Below are 16,507 nucleotides of genomic sequence, written 5' to 3'. Positions count from 1 at the left end.
AAAGAGTAACGGAGGCGCCCCAAGGTTCCCTCAGAATGGTTGGAAATCATTCGAAGAGTGCAAAGGCAGAAGGGAGCTTGACTGCGAGACCTACAAGTCGAGCAGGGACGAAAGTCGGGCTTAGTGATCCGGTGGTACCGCATGGAAGGGCCATCGCTCAACGGATAAAAGCTACCCTGGGGATAACAGGCTTATCTCCCCCAAGAGTCCACATCGACGGGGAGGTTTGGCACCTCGATGTCGGCTCATCGCATCCTGGGGCTGAAGTAGGTCCCAAGGGTTGGGCTGTTCGCCCATTAAAGCGGTACGCGAGCTGGGTTCAGAACGTCGTGAGACAGTTCGGTCCCTATCTGTCGTGGGCGTAGGAAATTTGAGAGGAGCTGTCCTTAGTACGAGAGGACCGGGATGGACGTACCGCTGGTGTACCAGTTGTTCCGCCAGGAGCACCGCTGGGTAGCTATGTACGGAAGGGATAAGCGCTGAAAGCATCTAAGCGTGAAGCCCCCCTCAAGATGAGATTTCCCAGTATGTAAGACCCCTTGAAGACGACGAGGTAGATAGGTTGGGGGTGGAAGTGCAGTAATGCATGGAGCTGACCAATACTAATCGGTCGAGGGCTTATCCTAAAGATAAGACGCAATGAAGTTTCGGATCCAGTTTTCAGGGTGTAACACCTTGAAGGTATGTAGAAGTACATACGACAAGCGTATGGCGATTCATTCACACAATCTGTGATGAACCGAATAACCTTACGGAAGAATTTGCGGAGCAAATTCATGTTTGGTGGCGATAGCGGAGGGGTTCCACACGTACCCATCCCGAACACGACCGTTAAGCCCTCCAGCGCCGATGGTACTTGGACCGCAGGGTCCTGGGAGAGTAGGACGTTGCCAAGCAACAAGTAAAAAGGATCATGATCTTTTTGAGATCATGATCCTTTTTTGTATATAAGTGAATTTATTTATATTCTTACTCCTTTGGTACCTTTAAAGCCGTTTGTTTATAATAGTTGTCCTTCGTAGGAGTACAGTTGTTTGTACAGGGAAATACTACGGGTTAGGGCTGTTGATGAAGGCTTGACACCCCTATACCGCTTTGCTAAGATTGCAATAATATATTTTCAGAGAGCCTTGATTTGTCCATGTCGGACAGACAACAAGACCAATACAGACTAAACATTTTGAAGGAGGATCATCTTGGTGTGGGAAGATAAATTCGGTAAGGAAGGCCTTACCTTTGACGATGTTTTGTTGGTACCTCGTAAGTCGGTGGTACTGCCCAAAGAAGTAAGCGTAGCAACTCGTTTGAGTGATAACGTGAAGCTGAACATTCCTTTAATGAGTGCTGGTATGGATACTGTTACTGAGGCAGTGTTAGCAATTGCGATGGCTCGTGAGGGCGGTATTGGTGTTATTCATAAAAATATGTCGATTGAACAGCAAGCGGTAGAGGTAGATCGGGTTAAACGCTCAGAGAGCGGTGTTATCACCAACCCATTCTCATTGACTCCGGATCACTTGGTATCCGATGCTGAGGCCGTTATGGGTAAATATCGTATTTCCGGTGTGCCTGTTGTAAACGAAGAGAACAAATTGGTGGGTATTATTACTAACCGTGATCTTCGCTTTATTCACGACTTTGATCTTAAAATTAGTGAAGTCATGACGAAGGAAGAACTGGTAACTGCACCAGTAGGCACGACTTTACAAGAAGCGGAAGTCATTTTGCAAAAGCATAAAATTGAAAAGCTTCCACTGGTCGATGAAGGGAACTACCTCAAAGGTTTGATCACCATCAAAGATATTGAGAAAGCTATTCAATTTCCGAACGCAGCGAAGGATGCACAAGGGCGTCTTCTGGTCGGTGCGGCTGTCGGCATTTCCAAGGATACGTTTGAACGGACTGAAGCACTTGTAAAAGCTGGTGTGGATTTGATTGTTGTGGATTCCGCTCATGGCCATCATATTAACATTATTGAAGCAGTCCGCGAGTTGCGTAAAACATATCCTGACCTGACGATTGTAGCAGGTAATGTAGCTACAGGTGACGGAACGCGCGAATTGATTGAAGCAGGAGCATCGGTCGTTAAGGTCGGTATTGGTCCAGGCTCTATCTGTACAACACGCGTAATTGCAGGGATTGGTGTTCCACAAATAACAGCTATTTATGATTGTGCAACAGTAGCACGTGAATATAATATTCCGATTATTGCAGATGGCGGTATTAAATACTCTGGTGAAATTACAAAGGCCATTGCGGCAGGGGCCTCTGCAGTAATGCTGGGAAGTCTTTTTGCAGGTACGGAAGAAAGCCCAGGCGAGTCGGAAATTTATCAAGGACGTCGCTTCAAAGTATATCGTGGTATGGGCTCTATGGCTGCGATGAAGCAAGGTAGTAAAGATCGTTATTTCCAAGATGACGACAAGAAATTGGTGCCAGAAGGTATTGAAGGACGCGTTGCTTATAAAGGGCCACTTTCCGACACTGTTCACCAGCTGTTGGGCGGTCTTCGCTCCGGTATGGGATATTGTGGTACTGCTAATATTGAGGAGCTTCGAAACGATACAAGCTTTATCCGTATTACAGGTGCAGGTCTGCGCGAAAGCCATCCGCATGATGTGCAGATTACGAAAGAAGCACCAAACTACTCTCTATAAAGTTCGGCTGTAATAGACTTGACGACAGGCAGAGCGCATTTCGCTCTGCCTGTCTTTTTTTAGAGATACCCCTGTGATAGAATAGACAAGTATCCGCCTTCTCATGAGGTTATTGATGAATTAGGACGCTTAGGTATTTTGGACGATTCCTACCAGTTAGGAAGATTCGGGCACAGAATGCTCATGACAAGCTATATCTTAGGAAACGAAATGACACTAAATTGTATAATACTAAAACATTAATTCTTTGGCCAAGTAAAGGCTGTAACCACCGTCTCGTTATACATAGCATAGCGGTTCGGGTTGAGGTACGAGAGGAGTTTGTATTCATTTGAAAGCGAACAATTTTAAGAAAAATAATAAACGCAGCATGATTAAAAAGAGTGTGACTGCAGTCATGGTGCTTAATATGATGTATATGTCGGCCTTGCCTGTTGTAGGCAATTTCGATTCAAGCGTGGCTACTTTTGCTGCTGGAGCGGCAACAGAAGCAACGAATATCACGGGAACAGGTTCTATTAACCCCCCTAGTCTGGCACTTCGTTCAGCTATTTTGATTGAGCCTTCCACTGGGCAGGTTTTGCTCTCTATGAATCCAGATGAGCCGCTCCCGCCAGCCAGTATGACCAAAATGATGACAGAGTACATCGTAGCGGAGCAGGTTAAGCAAGGCAAACTTAAGTGGACGGATAAGGTTACAGTGAACGAGAATGCTTCTAAGAGTATCGGATCACGTATTTTTTTGGCTCAAGGGGATCAACATACGGTAGAAGAGCTTTATATTGCCATGGCAGTAGGTTCTGCCAATGATGCAACAGTAGCTCTTGCTGAACGCGTATCTGGAACCGAGCAGGATTTTGTGAAACTAATGAATGAAACAGCTCAGAAAATGGGTATGAAAAATACGTATTTTATCAACTCGACTGGCTTGGATCGCAAGGATATGCCTGCAGGGTTTCAACCGGACACAGACCGGGAAACTGTGATGACAGCGAGAGACGCAGCTATTCTAGCAGGTTACATCATTAAGGACCATCCAGATTATACACGGTTTACCACAATTCAATCGTACAAATTCCGTCCAACCGATAAAGCACCGATTATTAACTATAACTGGATGCTGGAAGCGAACAAAAATATTACTAACTTTAGAAAATTCGCTTATCCAGGTTTAGACGGAATGAAAACAGGTCATACGGCTAATGCTGGAAACTGTTTTACAGGTACGGCTGAACGTAATGGAATGCGTCTCATCAGTGTAGTTATGGGCGCTGACTCTGATGCACACCGTTTTACAGAGACGGCTAAAGTGCTGAACTATGGCTTTGATAACTTTGAAGTGAAGCAGGTTGTTGCTCCAAAAACGGTGGTTAAAGGTGTTGAGAATGTGCCTGTGACCAAAGGTACGGAAACAGAAGTGCCGATCGTCACAAAAGATGCAGTAAGTTTTATCGTGGCTAAGGGTGCGAGCAATCCTAAGGTAACCTTTACAACGAATATAACACCAGCAAGCTCTCTCGTGGCACCTTTGAAGCAAGGGGCAAAAGTCGGAACGATTACGTACACATACAAAACGGATGGCGTGGATAAAGGCCAGACGAAAACTGTTGATTTGGTTACAACTACAGCAGTAGAAGAGGGCGGTTGGTTCCGAATGCTTTTCCGGGCAATTGGTGATTTCTTCGGCGATTTGTTCCAGGGAATTAAAAATCTCTTCTAAAGATGAACGCTAACCGGTCTAACCTGTTCTGCATTACTTATTTTGCAACTTGAAATGATTGTGTATTTGGCGTTCGTACGGTAAAATCTTAAGTTAGAAATCTAAACGTAACCCTTACAGGAGGCAACGACATGGAAACGGGAACTTCGCGTGTAAAAAGAGGTATGGCAGAGATGCAAAAAGGCGGCGTAATCATGGATGTCATGAACGCTGAACAGGCTAAAATTGCTGAGGCAGCAGGCGCTACAGCCGTAATGGCTCTTGAACGAGTGCCTTCGGATATCCGTGCAGCGGGTGGGGTTGCTCGCATGGCTGACCCTACGATTGTGGAAGAGGTAATGAAGGTTGTTTCTATTCCTGTTATGGCTAAGGCTCGTATTGGTCACTTTGTTGAGGCAAAGGTACTGGAATCTCTAGGTGTTGACTACCTCGATGAGAGCGAAGTATTGACACCTGCGGATGAGGTATTCCATATCGATAAGCGGGAGTTCACCGTTCCATTTGTTTGTGGAGCCAAGGATCTAGGGGAAGCATTGCGTCGTATCGGTGAAGGCGCATCTATGATCCGTACAAAGGGTGAACCGGGAACTGGAAATATTGTTGAGGCTGTTCGTCACATGCGTTTTATCAATGGTCAAATTCGCAAGGTGCAAAACCTGTCAAAGGACGAGCTGTATGCAGAAGCGAAAAACCTCGGAGTTGCTTATGAGCTGCTGTTGGAAGTGCATGAGCTTGGTAAGCTTCCAGTGGTTAACTTCGCAGCGGGCGGTGTAGCAACACCTGCAGATGCTGCGTTGATGATGCATTTAGGCGCTGATGGTGTATTTGTAGGTTCTGGTATCTTCAAGTCGGATAGTCCTGAGAAATTTGCGCGGGCCATTGTGGAAGCGACCACTCATTATACGGATTACAAGCTGATTGCAGAAGTGTCCAAGAATTTGGGGACTCCTATGAAAGGCATTGAAATTTCCAAACTGGCATCGCATGAGCGCATGCAAGATCGTGGTTGGTAAGAAAGAAGGGACCGGCATGAAAATAGGTGTATTGTCGCTGCAAGGCGCTGTAGCTGAGCATATACGAAGTGTTGAACGTGCGGGTGCTGAAGGTATAGCAGTGAAGAAGATCGAACAGCTCGATGAGCTGTCCGGTCTTATCATTCCCGGTGGTGAAAGCACCACTATCGGTAAGCTAATGCGCAAGTATGATTTTATAGAGGCTATACGCCAATTTTCCAATCAAGGGAAGCCTGTATTTGGCACTTGCGCGGGATTGATTGTACTGGCCAAGACGATTCAAGGTCAGGAAGAAGCACATTTGGGACTCATGGATATTACAGTATCGCGTAATGCCTTTGGTCGCCAACGAGAAAGCTTTGAAACTGACTTGAACATTAAAGGGATTGAGGAGCCGGTTCGTGCGGTGTTTATACGCGCGCCTTTAATACAATCTGTCGGAATGGGAGTAGATGTGCTATCTGAGTATAACGGCGAGATTGTAGCAGCCCGTCAGGGTCATCTGCTGGCTTCATCCTTCCATCCGGAATTAACAGACGATTACCGGTTACATCAGTATTTTGTGGATATGGTCCGCGGATAGCGGAAAGTCAGGTTTGTAGTGTAGGAGGGATCACCTGTGTTAGATATAAAGATTTTGCGTAATGAGCTTGGTCGGGTTGAGAAAGCTTTACAGAACAGAGGTAAATCTCTGGATCTGATTAATGGTTTTACAGATCTGGATGTAAGCCGTCGTGAGTTGCTTCAGGAAAGTGAAGGACTCAAAAATCGTCGGAATGTCGTATCTGGTGAAGTAGCCAAGTTGAAGAAGAATAAGGAAAATGCGGATGATCTTATTGCTGAAATGCGCCAGGTCTCCGATCGTATTAAAGAATTGGATGAGCAAGTGCGGGAACTGGAAGTTCAGATCGACGAACTGGTGATGTCGATTCCTAATATCCCTAATGAGACTGTGCCTGTAGGCGCTTCGGAAGAGGATAATGTGGAAATTCGTCGCTGGTCGGAGCCGCGCGAGTTTTCTTTTACACCCAAAGCGCATTGGGAGTTGGCTCAGGATCTAGATATTCTTGATTTTGAGGCTGCAGCTAAGGTGACGGGTTCTCGTTTTACGTTCTATAAGGGACTGGGAGCGCGATTGGAACGTGCGCTAATTAACTTTATGATGGATCTGCACAGCAGTGAGCATGGTTATGAAGAAATGCTACCTCCATACATTGTAAATCGGGACAGTCTGTACGGAACGGGTCAGCTTCCGAAGTTTGAAGAGGATTTGTTTAAACTGCGTGATACCGAGTATTATCTTATTCCTACGGCCGAAGTTCCGGTAACGAACTACCACCGTGAAGAGATTATGAATGCAGATCAGCTTCCTAAATATTATGTGGCATACAGCTCTTGCTTTCGCTCAGAGGCAGGATCAGCAGGGCGTGATACACGTGGCTTGATTCGTCAGCATCAATTCAATAAGGTGGAAATGCTCAAGCTGGTTCACCCAGATACCTCTTATGAAGAATTAGAGAAAATGACGAATAACGCTGAGCGTGTTTTGCAGCTGCTCGGACTTCCATATCGGGTGCTGGCACTTTGCACAGGAGATATGGGTTTTACGTCTGCCAAAACGTACGATCTGGAAGTATGGTTGCCGGAGAGCGGCATGTACCGTGAGATTTCTTCCTGTTCCAACACTGAAGACTTCCAAGCGCGTCGTGCAAACATCCGGTTTCGTCCAGATGCGAAGGCAAAGCCTGAATTTGTACATACACTGAACGGTTCAGGATTGGCTGTAGGACGGACTGTAGCTGCTATTTTGGAGAACTATCAGCAAGAGGACGGAAGCATTGTGATTCCCGAAGTGCTACGTTCATACATGCGAGGCATTGAGGTTATAACTCATAAACAGTAAGCCTTGCATTCTTAAAAATTCTGTGGTAAAATAATTTTGTTGCGCCTGAGTTGTTTAATAGAGGGAAGCAGCTTTATCCATTTACCACCTGGAGAGGTACCGAAGCGGTCATAACGGGGCGGTCTTGAAAACCGTTAGAGTGCAAGCTCACATGGGTTCGAATCCCATCCTCTCCGCCATATTCTAAATAAAACCAAGCCATTCGAATCTGATAGCTGGTACATTAGGCTCTATATGCTAATGATCAGGAATCGTGAAGAATGGCTTTTTTGTTGTATAAAAAACCTGTTTTTTTCACACGTTATCAGATGTGGAGGTGCTGGCATGAATCGAGAAATGACAGTAGATCAGCAAAAGCTGGTAGAGGCCTGGCAGGAACAACTGCCGATTCTTTTGAATTCAGGGGATAAATCACAGGTACAGGCAGATGAAGCTGATAACCGGGCTATACGAATCCATATCGAGGTAGAAGGCCGACAAATGTACTCCTTTAACTTTGCATGTACGTATGTAGATTCTCGGGAGGTACAGGTTAGCTTAGTCGATGTAGAGCGTGACGGACGGTCTGTGGATGAACGAACAGATATCATTCAGCAGCTGGTGTCCGATTATACGCGGCACATTCACCAATGCGCCCAAACGTTACAGTCATTAACGCACTCGTAGTCATGAAGGAATGAGGAGGAAGGTTACATGACCAAGGCCAAAAACGGATTGGATAAAAACCTGTCCAACATTGTCGATGATTTGGAACAACGTCCAGTCAATAGTCATCAGGCACAGCAAGTGCAGCAGGATCGTAATGATCGTCGTCATCAGGATTCACTGAATCACGATAAAACGGAAGATCTGAACCATCTATAGTCCTATTTTAAATGGTAATAAACGGATTCGTTGATGTGCCAATAATTTAGACTGAGAATGGAGGATGCGTAAATGGGCAAACCTAGAGCTGTTCCTGTTCCCGAGGCTCAGGATTCTGGTGGAAGTAACGAAAAGCGTGAGCGTAGTCATCAACAAGAGCCGTTATCCGGTTCCAAGAAGGTGAAACAGCGCAATCACGTGGATCACCATAACAGACAAGGTTCATAAGCAGTCAGACTTTTCTCCTAAAAATATTAAGAAGTATAGTACACCCTGGTTAGAGAGCCAGGGTGTCTTTGTGCTTATTGCAAGAAAATTTTCCAATAAGTGTTTCGCCGTTTATGAATATGAGTTAAAATAGAGGGTGTGTATTTTTTTGTTAGCATAAAAAAAGGGGTTAATTATGAGAGGAGAGAATCTACACAATGAGTAAAAAATTATCCGTCTTGGTCCTCACTATGGTGTTGCTAATGACGGTAGCGCTGGTAGGTTGTAGCAAGAAGTTAGAACCGAAGGAAGCTGTTACGACTGGTACAGCAAATGCGATGAAGTTGAATTCCTATGAATCCAAAAGTCAATTTACCGTTAAGGAACTGACAATTACCTCCGCTTCTGTGCCAGCTGAGCAAAGTGCAATGGTAACTAGCATGCTGAAAAATGCTGATATTACACTGGATGGCGTATACCAAAAGGAGCCTTTCCAATCTGAAATGACGCTTGGCATTCATTTGAAGGGTGATCTTTCTACTAGCTTTACGATTCCAATGGTAATGACTAAAGATAAATTGTACGTTAAAATTCCTAATATTCCATTTTACCCGCTTCCACAGGATGTTGTAGGTAAATTCCTGCTCATTGATCCACAAGAACTGGCTAAACAAACGGGACAAGAATTTAACCCTGCAACCATGGATCAGGAAAAATCTCAGAAATTTGCGAACGAAGTGATTGCTGCGATCATGGGCGAGTATGATCAAGCTACGTATTTCTTTGATATTGATCCTAAAGATGCTAAATTGCCGCAAGGCGTTGAAGCTAAACAAGTGGTTCAGTTTAAAATCACGAACGATAACGTGAAGCAAGCGACCAATACATTTATCACTAAGGCGCTTCCTAAGGTCTTGGATATAATGTCTAAAGACGAATATGCTGGCATGCTTCAAGTGAAGAAGGAAGAACTGGCTGAAGCGAAAAAAGAACTGCAATCCAACACCAGCGAAGTTAGCAAAAAGCTGGATGAGTTGAAGAACTATTTGACAGTGAAACAGTTTGACATTAACACTGCTTTGAACAAGGATAACGTTCCTGTGTATCAAGATCTGAATGCGAACGTGGAAGTGAATGATCCTTCTACGAAAGATAATGTGAAGTTGTCTGTAACAGGCTACTCGCAATACAGCAAAATCAATGAAAAAGCATCATTTAAAGTGGGGATTCCAACAGCTGACCAAGTCCTCACTATCGAACAACTACAACAAAAAATGCAAACTGTATCTCCTTAAACAGAGGATGACAGGATTACAAACATCATTTCTTCGAATGTGATGTAAGAAAACCGCTCGGCATAGGCCGGGCGGTTTTTTTGTTCATGATTAAGTTGTCCTCCGTGCAGTTGTTCAGATTCGTCACACGTCATCTTCAGCTAGAATCCCGAACATCTGATGATCCTGCCATTCGCCCTGAATCTGTACCAGCTTGCGAGCAATACCTTCCGGTTGAAAGCCACACTTCTGTAATACACGTTGTGAGCGATCATTATGCAGAAGGGTACCTGCTTGGAGACGATGTAGAGATAAGGCACGGAAGGCATACTGTATGATCAACTTTAAAGCGGCCGTCATATGTCCCTTACCCTGCTCATGTTGATCCATCATATAGCCGACGTCGGCGAATTGTCCAACTCCACGCACCAGATTGGAAATGGAGATGTAACCTATCAGCCGTTCTTGTTTTAAGAGAAAGATACCAAACAAGTACCCTCGATCTTCTTCCGCTTGATGCAATCTCTCACGGATGTAATCCTGTTGTTTTTTTAAAGTGAAAAATGAATCCTCATACAGTGGCTCATAGGGCGCATGAGAGTCCCTATTTCGAAGTCTAAGGGCGAGAAGGGCTTCGCCATCCTCCAAGCTTAGGGGACGTAAAAAGATACCTTGAGGCGTATTATACAAGCTCATAGGCATAAGAGATCTCCTTTCACGCGGAATTAGCAGTGAGATGAAGAGCTTTGGACTTTTCCTCCTCAGGATGGAGATGAAGGAGGAGACAATTTGGCAGCCGCTCTTTTTTGCCGGAGCTGCCGAAAAAAGTTTGTTAGCATGGAGGCACATTCCTCCTGAAGTACACCGTGGGTTACTTCTGTACAATGATTGAACCGAGGCTCCTGCAATAAATTCATTAGCGTGCCTGCACAACCCGCCTTGGGATCTGTGGTGCCGTATATTAGATGGGGGACGCGTGATTGCACAATGGCTCCAGCGCACATCGGACACGGCTCCAAAGTGACATACAGCCTGCAATCCAGCAGGCGCCAAGCGCCCAAATGCTCACTGGCCTGCCGGATGGCAACCATCTCTGCATGTGCAGTTGGGTCGGTGTCGGTCTCGCGCAAATTGTAGCCGCGACCGATGATTTCATTATCTTTTACAATGACAGCTCCGATGGGGACTTCACCCAACGCTTCTGCCTTGTACGCTTCCTGAATGGCTTCTCTCATCCAATAGGCGTGATCCATAATGGTCACTGGGAAAATGCTCCTTTCAAACGCGGAATTATCCAACGAACAAGTATTCCGTTGTTAACATGATGTGAATAAAATTGTGGATAACACCATACTTGTCCACAGATTTATCCACAGTTTATAATAACATCTGTGTATTTGTGGACTATATGTGGATGATTATCTTAATACATTGTAGGTAAATGCTCGCCTATTGACAACATTGTTCACAGGATGTGTATTTATGTATATCCGGTAAATGTAAATGCTGGTATCCCAGGCACTATTACGGTATCATTGAGTTAGCAATTGCCAGTAATCGCCAGCATACGGCAAGAGGTGAGAAATCAGTGTGTCGATAAAAATCAGAATAACGATCATTTTGTCGGGGTCGGTCCTGTTTATCCTATTGTTAAACATCGCACTCAATTACTACACGACCCACGAAAATCTAAGAAGTGACAGTGAAACCAAAATGGTTCTGACGGCTAAAATCATCGGAGGAGCTATCGAACAAACCCGACATAGCTGGGAGGCCGTTGACAAGCAGCTCGGATATAATCTGTGGCTTTCTGCTACGTTGGCTGCCAATCAGCTCGATCCCGATATTCGTAATATCCAGCAGGAACAGCTACAACAGATAGCTACACTCCACAGGGATATTAATATCTCGTTGATGATCCGAGATGGACAGGGATATAAGGTTGTCAAATCTTCGAATCCTAAAGAGCTAACGTCATCCGATCCATTAATGGGGTATTGGAAAAATGCAGTTGACCAATTATATAAACATGGACAGGTGGCCATGGCGCATGGTCAGAACCTAGATCATTTTTGGACCAGTTCTTTTGATTACACAGATTCAGGTTCCTCACATATTAATAAATGGGGATTTTATTATGACCAAAAACGTAACTACTTAATTCGAATATCCTTCCAGGATACTTCAGTCCAGGATTTTATACCTATCCTGAGCCCAGCTGAGATTGTGAAGCAGACTCAGCAAGTGGATTATCGCATTTTGGAGATAACAGGAATCAACCCTGCAACCTTTGGTGGCGCTACGATGGACAAGAACGGTAACGATCGAAAGCACTACTACATGTACAACGAACCGATCCAATTCGGCACGTATCAACTAACAAGAGTGCCTGAGGATCGTTTGGCCGTGTCCAGGGCGATCCTTTCGGGAGAGAGTATCGTACAAGATTGTTATATTAAAGGCGAACGGGTGCTTGTCAGCTACATACCTTTTTATCCGACAAACCGTGATTCCTATGTCATTCGTATTGTCATGAATTATGATACAATCGCTTCTGTTATATCCAAGCAATTAATCAGTTTAGTTGCTATTTCCATTGTTCTATTGGAGGTTGTGATCATTGGAAGCTATGTGCTCGCCAGCCTATTTGTCCGTCCGATTCAGTCGATATTGGGAAAAGTGAACGAGATGGCTGACGGCCATTTTGATACACGGCTAGAAATTAAGGGCGGCCATGAGCTTGCACAGCTGGGTGAGCGCATCAATGCGATGGCCTACAACTTGGGGATGTATACGAGAAGACTTGAACAAATGTATGAAGAAAACCGTTCTGTAAAGGAGCATCTAGAATCGGTTATTAATCAGACGGCAGATGCGATTCATGTAACCGATCAGGAGGATCGTGTTGTTCGGGTCAACCATGCCTTCGAAGCTTTGTACGGGTGGACCAAGAAAGAATTGGTTGGCCGTAAGCTGGAGTTTGTGCCTCCGCAGCAACAGGAGGAGTATGAATTTCAGAAGGAGAGCCTGCTTCAGGGAGAAAGCATCGTATCAAGCGAGACCCTACGAATGCGTAAGGATGGAAGTACAGTAGAGATTAGTATGAGTACTTCACCTATTCTGGATGAACAAGGCGAAATCTTAGGCTTTATCTGTGTCTCGCGTGATATCACAGGGCGTAACCGGATGGAGGAACTGCTACGTAGATCAGAGAAGCTGACAACCGTAGGACAACTGGCGGCAGGCGTAGCGCATGAGATTCGTAATCCATTAACCACGCTACGTGGCTTCCTACAACTACAGCAGCAAAATCAAGTGTTGAATATGAAACACAACGATATTATGATGTCTGAGCTGGATCGCATCAATTTGATCGTTAGCGAGTTTTTAATATTGGCAAAGCCACAGGCAGTACATTTTCAGAAAAAAGATGTTCGTTATATTGTGAGTGATGTTATTTCTTTGCTAGATAGCCAGGCGCATCTGTTGGGTATTGTATTCAACCTTCAGGTTACGGACGAGCCTGCCTTGGTATATGCTGAAGAAAATCAGTTAAAACAGGTATTCATTAATTTACTTAAAAATAGCATGGAGGCTATGAGTAAAGGCGGCATCATCACAATTCATTTGTTCTTAGAGGGAGAAAGCGTTAAAATCTTCATACGGGACCAGGGAACGGGTATTCCCGCAGAAATGCTATCCAAGCTGGGAGAACCTTTTTTCACAAATAAAGAAACAGGTACAGGACTAGGGCTTATGGTCAGCCAGCGTATTATACAGAGCCATAAAGGCACACTGGATATTGAAAGCATAGAGGGAGAGGGAACAACCGCCCTCGTGCAGCTTCCGATTGCCAAGCCCGAGTAACGGGCTGGGGGCAGGAGGAAGTGTGTTCGTAGAAATGGAGGGTACACAGGTTGCGCATTAACAAATTTATCAGCGAAACTGGCTTTTGCTCGCGCCGGGAGGCGGACAAGCTGGTAGAGAGCGGCCGCGTGACGATTAACGGCGAAGTGGCCGTGCTGGGCAGTCAAGCGGAAGAAGGCGATGATGTCCGTGTGAACGGCAGGCCACTGCGCGATAAGTCCGATCACGTCTATATTGCATTGAACAAGCCAGTCGGCATTACTAGCACGACAGAGAGTCACATTAGAGGCAATATTGTCGATTTTGTGGGGCACCCGCAACGGATATTTCCAATTGGACGCTTGGATAAGGATTCGGAAGGTCTCATTTTATTGACCAATGATGGGGACATTGTGAATAAGATTTTACGGGCAGAAGGCAAGCATGAGAAAGAATATATCGTAACAGTGGATCGTCCGGTCACGCCATCCTTTGTGCAGGGGATGTCCAGCGGTGTGAAGATACTCGGTCATCGGACGCTGCCCTGTGAGGTAACACGTGTATCTGAGTATGTATTCCGTATTATTCTGACAGAAGGGAAAAATCGTCAGATCCGACGTATGTGTGCTGCCTTCGGTTATGAAGTTAAAAAACTGCAGCGCCTGCGAATCATGAATATTCGATTGGCGTCCCTTCAGAAAGGCGCCTGGCGCGATTTAACAGAGGCTGAAAAGCTGGAACTGGGCCAGATGCTTGATTATACGCTTAACTAAGGCCAGAGGCCTTCTTATAGCCTTCAGCGCTGGGTTCTCCTATATGGCAGGGCTAGACAACAGGAATCACTAAATCAAAAGGCACCAGCTGCATAAAAAATGCGGCGGTGCCTTTGTTCATATAACATATTCATGATCAACCTTCATTCGAGCTTGAGGTGGGACTAATAACTTGTGTACCGTTCTGATATTTGCGAAGAACGGAAATTTCGACACGACGGTTTTTGGCGCGTCCTTCTCCAGTCTGATTGCTTGCCAATGGTCGATACTCGCCATATCCGATGGATACAAACTTGGTAGGATCGAGCTGCGGATTGAGCAGCAAAATACGCAAGAAATTGAGCGAGCGCTTGGCACTCAAATCAAAGTTGGACGGGAACTGACTATTGGAAATAGGTACATTGTCGGTATGACCGGATACGATAACATCATAACCAGGAAACTGCTGGAGCATGCTTGAAATGGATTTGGCTAGCTTTCTCGCTTCTGGCTTTACTTCGGCCTGCCCGGATGAAAACAGGGCATTATCACTAATGGTGATCATCAGCTGGGATTGGTTCAGCTTGGTGTTCAGTAGAGTGGACAGGCCGTTATTTTGAATATACTGATCCATTTGTTTTTTAAGCTTCTTTAAATCTTCTTCTTCCCGCTGGGCGAGTTGCTTCTGCAGATCAGAGGTAGAAGTGGCTTTCGATTTTAAAGGTTGCGATACCTCTTCTTTATTTTTGCCCATATCCATGGATTGTGACGACGGATTCGCGGCCGAGTGATCCAGCACGCCAGTACCGCCACTAAAAGCTGAACTCAAGGATTGAGCCATAGTTTCAAATTTTTTGGCATCGAGCGAGCTCATACCGAATAAGACAATGAAAAGAGCCAACAGAAGGGTCATTAAGTCGGAATATGGCAACAGCCAGCTTTCGTCAGCATGCTCTTCATGCGGTTCATGTCTCTTTTTACTCACTGGAATCGCCATCCTTCTGGGTCATCGAAGCCCGTTCGGTTGGAGTTAGGAAGATTGCTAGCTTTTGGCTGATGGCAATCGTCGAGATACCGGATTGAATCGAAAGCAGACCTTCGACCATCATTAACTTAAGTTCCACTTCTTTTTTGGATAGCCGTTTCAGCTTGTTGGACATTGGATGCCATAGGACATAACCTGTAAAAATACCGAGCAACGTTGCAATAAAGGCGGCCGCAATGGCATGGGACAGTTTTTCCATGTCACTAAGGTCGGCTAGAGCGGCAATCAGACCTACAACCGCACCGAGTACCCCGAGTGTTGGAGCGTACATACCGGCTTGGGAAAAAATTAGTGCGCCTGCGCGGTGTCTATCTTCGGTAGCGTTAATGTCTTCCATCAGAACATCGCGTACGAACTCCTGATCATTACCATCGATAATCATACGCATACCGCCGCGCATAAAGGGATCGTCGATCTCTTCGACCTTGGATTCCAGCGCGAGCAGACCTTCACGACGGGTAATGGATGCCCATTCGGTAAATGTACCGATAAGCTCCTTGCGATCCAGCAATTTCTGCTGGGTGAAAATAATTTTAAACAGCTTTGGCACCCGTTTCATGTCATCCATCGGAAACGCCATGAATATACTTGCTGCTGTTCCGACGAAAATAATCATGTAAGCAGCGGGATTATTGACCAGATTGACGACTGGCGCGCCCTTCAGGATCATCCCGACGACCAGTGACAAAAGCCCGAGCACAAGTCCAATAATGGTTGTAATTTGCATGATACACCTCATCCATGAGAATAGATTTTGAATCCTTTCATGCCGCATGGGTCGTCCTTGCCCCAAGCGCGTCATTATGAGACGGATTATAGTATTTATCGACAAAACTCTCTTTTTTGTTAAGGGCGAATTTCCGGTATAATAAAGTGATTATGTATTGAATCGCTGAACCACTGGAGGAAATAGCATGGGAGTAAAGCATGGGCGAGAGTATGAACAAATTTTGAACGATTTGACAGAGGCTGTGGGACGTATTCCGGATAGCTATGAATTTTTTGAAATGGAAGCAGAAGATTGGGACAGGCTGGACCCAGCAGGGCGCCAGGAAGTCAATGAAGCTTTGGCAGAAGACTTATTTTATGCGCTGGGTACAGAGCCCATAATCACTGTAGGCAGCGGTGTTGTGATTTATGAGCCGGAGCAACACCGGATCTATGTACTCATCGGGGACGAGGAGCTGACGTCGGTCCCATTGATTTGATGGCCGTCTTTATGGATT

At 45.4% G+C, this 16,507-nt stretch carries 16 protein-coding genes, 1 tRNA gene and 2 rRNA genes (1 of these 19 only partly in view); 15 read left to right on the top strand and 4 right to left on the bottom strand.

The genetic code is table 11. The features are described from left to right. The 12 genes from ACXHJ1_RS06320 to ACXHJ1_RS06265 form a co-directional block, all read left to right on the top strand. Positions 1–626 (top strand): 23S ribosomal RNA (locus ACXHJ1_RS06320) (it extends 2,299 nt beyond the left edge of the window). A gap of 153 nt (positions 627–779) precedes the next feature. Beyond that, a 5S ribosomal RNA gene (rrf, locus tag ACXHJ1_RS06315) occupies positions 780–896 on the top strand. A 303-nt stretch (positions 897–1,199) separates the two neighbouring features. Then, entirely contained in the window at positions 1,200–2,657 is a 1,458-nt protein-coding gene (gene guaB / locus ACXHJ1_RS06310; RefSeq protein WP_017427215.1) for an IMP dehydrogenase, read from the top strand. A gap of 331 nt (positions 2,658–2,988) precedes the next feature. Continuing rightward, positions 2,989–4,377: a D-alanyl-D-alanine carboxypeptidase family protein gene (locus tag ACXHJ1_RS06305; RefSeq protein ID WP_457905803.1), complete on the top strand. Its 1,389-nt coding sequence runs from the start codon at positions 2,989–2,991 to the stop codon at positions 4,375–4,377. A gap of 131 nt (positions 4,378–4,508) precedes the next feature. Next, a complete protein-coding gene (gene pdxS, locus ACXHJ1_RS06300) occupies positions 4,509–5,390 on the top strand; it encodes a pyridoxal 5'-phosphate synthase lyase subunit PdxS (RefSeq protein ID WP_013368723.1) in 882 nt (293 codons plus the stop codon). Between the two features lie 16 nt (positions 5,391–5,406). Continuing rightward, positions 5,407–5,973 carry a pyridoxal 5'-phosphate synthase glutaminase subunit PdxT gene (pdxT, locus tag ACXHJ1_RS06295; protein WP_017427217.1) on the top strand — a complete coding sequence of 189 codons (567 nt, stop codon included), beginning with the start codon at positions 5,407–5,409 and terminating at the stop codon, positions 5,971–5,973. Positions 5,974–6,009: 36 nt separating this feature from the next. Beyond that, positions 6,010–7,293, top strand: a complete 1,284-nt coding sequence (gene serS, locus ACXHJ1_RS06290; protein WP_457905802.1) for a serine--tRNA ligase — start codon at positions 6,010–6,012, stop codon at positions 7,291–7,293. A 90-nt stretch (positions 7,294–7,383) separates the two neighbouring features. Then, positions 7,384–7,472: transfer RNA gene (locus ACXHJ1_RS06285), tRNA-Ser, on the top strand. Positions 7,473–7,617: 145 nt separating this feature from the next. Continuing rightward, entirely contained in the window at positions 7,618–7,959 is a 342-nt protein-coding gene (locus tag ACXHJ1_RS06280) for a hypothetical protein (protein ID WP_017427219.1), read from the top strand. 27 nt (positions 7,960–7,986) lie between these two features. Continuing rightward, the gene (locus ACXHJ1_RS06275; protein ID WP_017427220.1) at positions 7,987–8,157 is read left to right on the top strand and encodes a hypothetical protein; all 171 of its coding nucleotides are present in this window, start codon (positions 7,987–7,989) and stop codon (positions 8,155–8,157) included. A 72-nt stretch (positions 8,158–8,229) separates the two neighbouring features. Beyond that, entirely contained in the window at positions 8,230–8,385 is a 156-nt protein-coding gene (locus ACXHJ1_RS06270) for a small acid-soluble spore protein P (RefSeq protein ID WP_014599349.1), read from the top strand. 197 nt (positions 8,386–8,582) lie between these two features. Further along, a complete protein-coding gene (locus ACXHJ1_RS06265) occupies positions 8,583–9,659 on the top strand; it encodes a hypothetical protein (RefSeq protein ID WP_031462570.1) in 1,077 nt (358 codons plus the stop codon). A gap of 123 nt (positions 9,660–9,782) precedes the next feature. On the opposite strand, the gene ACXHJ1_RS06260 is transcribed toward ACXHJ1_RS06265, so the two are convergent. Together ACXHJ1_RS06260 and tadA are read right to left on the bottom strand one after the other, a co-directional pair. After that, a complete protein-coding gene (locus ACXHJ1_RS06260; protein ID WP_290410618.1) occupies positions 9,783–10,340 on the bottom strand; it encodes a GNAT family N-acetyltransferase in 558 nt (185 codons plus the stop codon). Positions 10,341–10,399: 59 nt separating this feature from the next. After that, positions 10,400–10,900: a tRNA adenosine(34) deaminase TadA gene (gene tadA / locus ACXHJ1_RS06255; protein WP_049828232.1), complete on the bottom strand. Its 501-nt coding sequence runs from the start codon at positions 10,898–10,900 to the stop codon at positions 10,400–10,402. Between the two features lie 328 nt (positions 10,901–11,228). Between tadA and ACXHJ1_RS06250 the strand changes: the two genes are divergently transcribed. Together ACXHJ1_RS06250 and rluF are read left to right on the top strand one after the other, a co-directional pair. Next, the gene (locus tag ACXHJ1_RS06250) at positions 11,229–13,505 is read left to right on the top strand and encodes a PAS domain S-box protein (protein WP_019685757.1); all 2,277 of its coding nucleotides are present in this window, start codon (positions 11,229–11,231) and stop codon (positions 13,503–13,505) included. A gap of 50 nt (positions 13,506–13,555) precedes the next feature. Next, the gene (gene rluF, locus ACXHJ1_RS06245; RefSeq protein WP_457905801.1) at positions 13,556–14,257 is read left to right on the top strand and encodes a 23S rRNA pseudouridine(2604) synthase RluF; all 702 of its coding nucleotides are present in this window, start codon (positions 13,556–13,558) and stop codon (positions 14,255–14,257) included. A 136-nt stretch (positions 14,258–14,393) separates the two neighbouring features. On the opposite strand, the gene motB is transcribed toward rluF, so the two are convergent. Beyond that, complete coding sequence (motB, locus tag ACXHJ1_RS06240; protein WP_016818543.1) at positions 14,394–15,221, bottom strand: flagellar motor protein MotB; 828 nt, start codon at positions 15,219–15,221, stop codon at positions 14,394–14,396. Beyond that, positions 15,214–16,008, bottom strand: coding sequence for a flagellar motor stator protein MotA (gene motA / locus ACXHJ1_RS06235; RefSeq protein ID WP_013368736.1), 795 nt, complete (start codon positions 16,006–16,008; stop codon positions 15,214–15,216). The genes motB and motA overlap by 8 nt, the downstream gene beginning before the upstream one ends. A gap of 187 nt (positions 16,009–16,195) precedes the next feature. Here motA and ACXHJ1_RS06230 point away from each other — a divergent pair, with 187 nt between their 5' ends. Further along, positions 16,196–16,489, top strand: coding sequence for a hypothetical protein (locus tag ACXHJ1_RS06230; RefSeq protein ID WP_028542600.1), 294 nt, complete (start codon positions 16,196–16,198; stop codon positions 16,487–16,489). Positions 16,490–16,507 lie beyond the last annotated feature (18 nt).

It is taken from the genome of Paenibacillus sp. ALE2, from assembly GCF_054113385.1.
The sequence above is the reverse complement of the archived record's forward strand: the minus strand, read 5'-3'. Positions and strand labels throughout refer to the sequence as shown.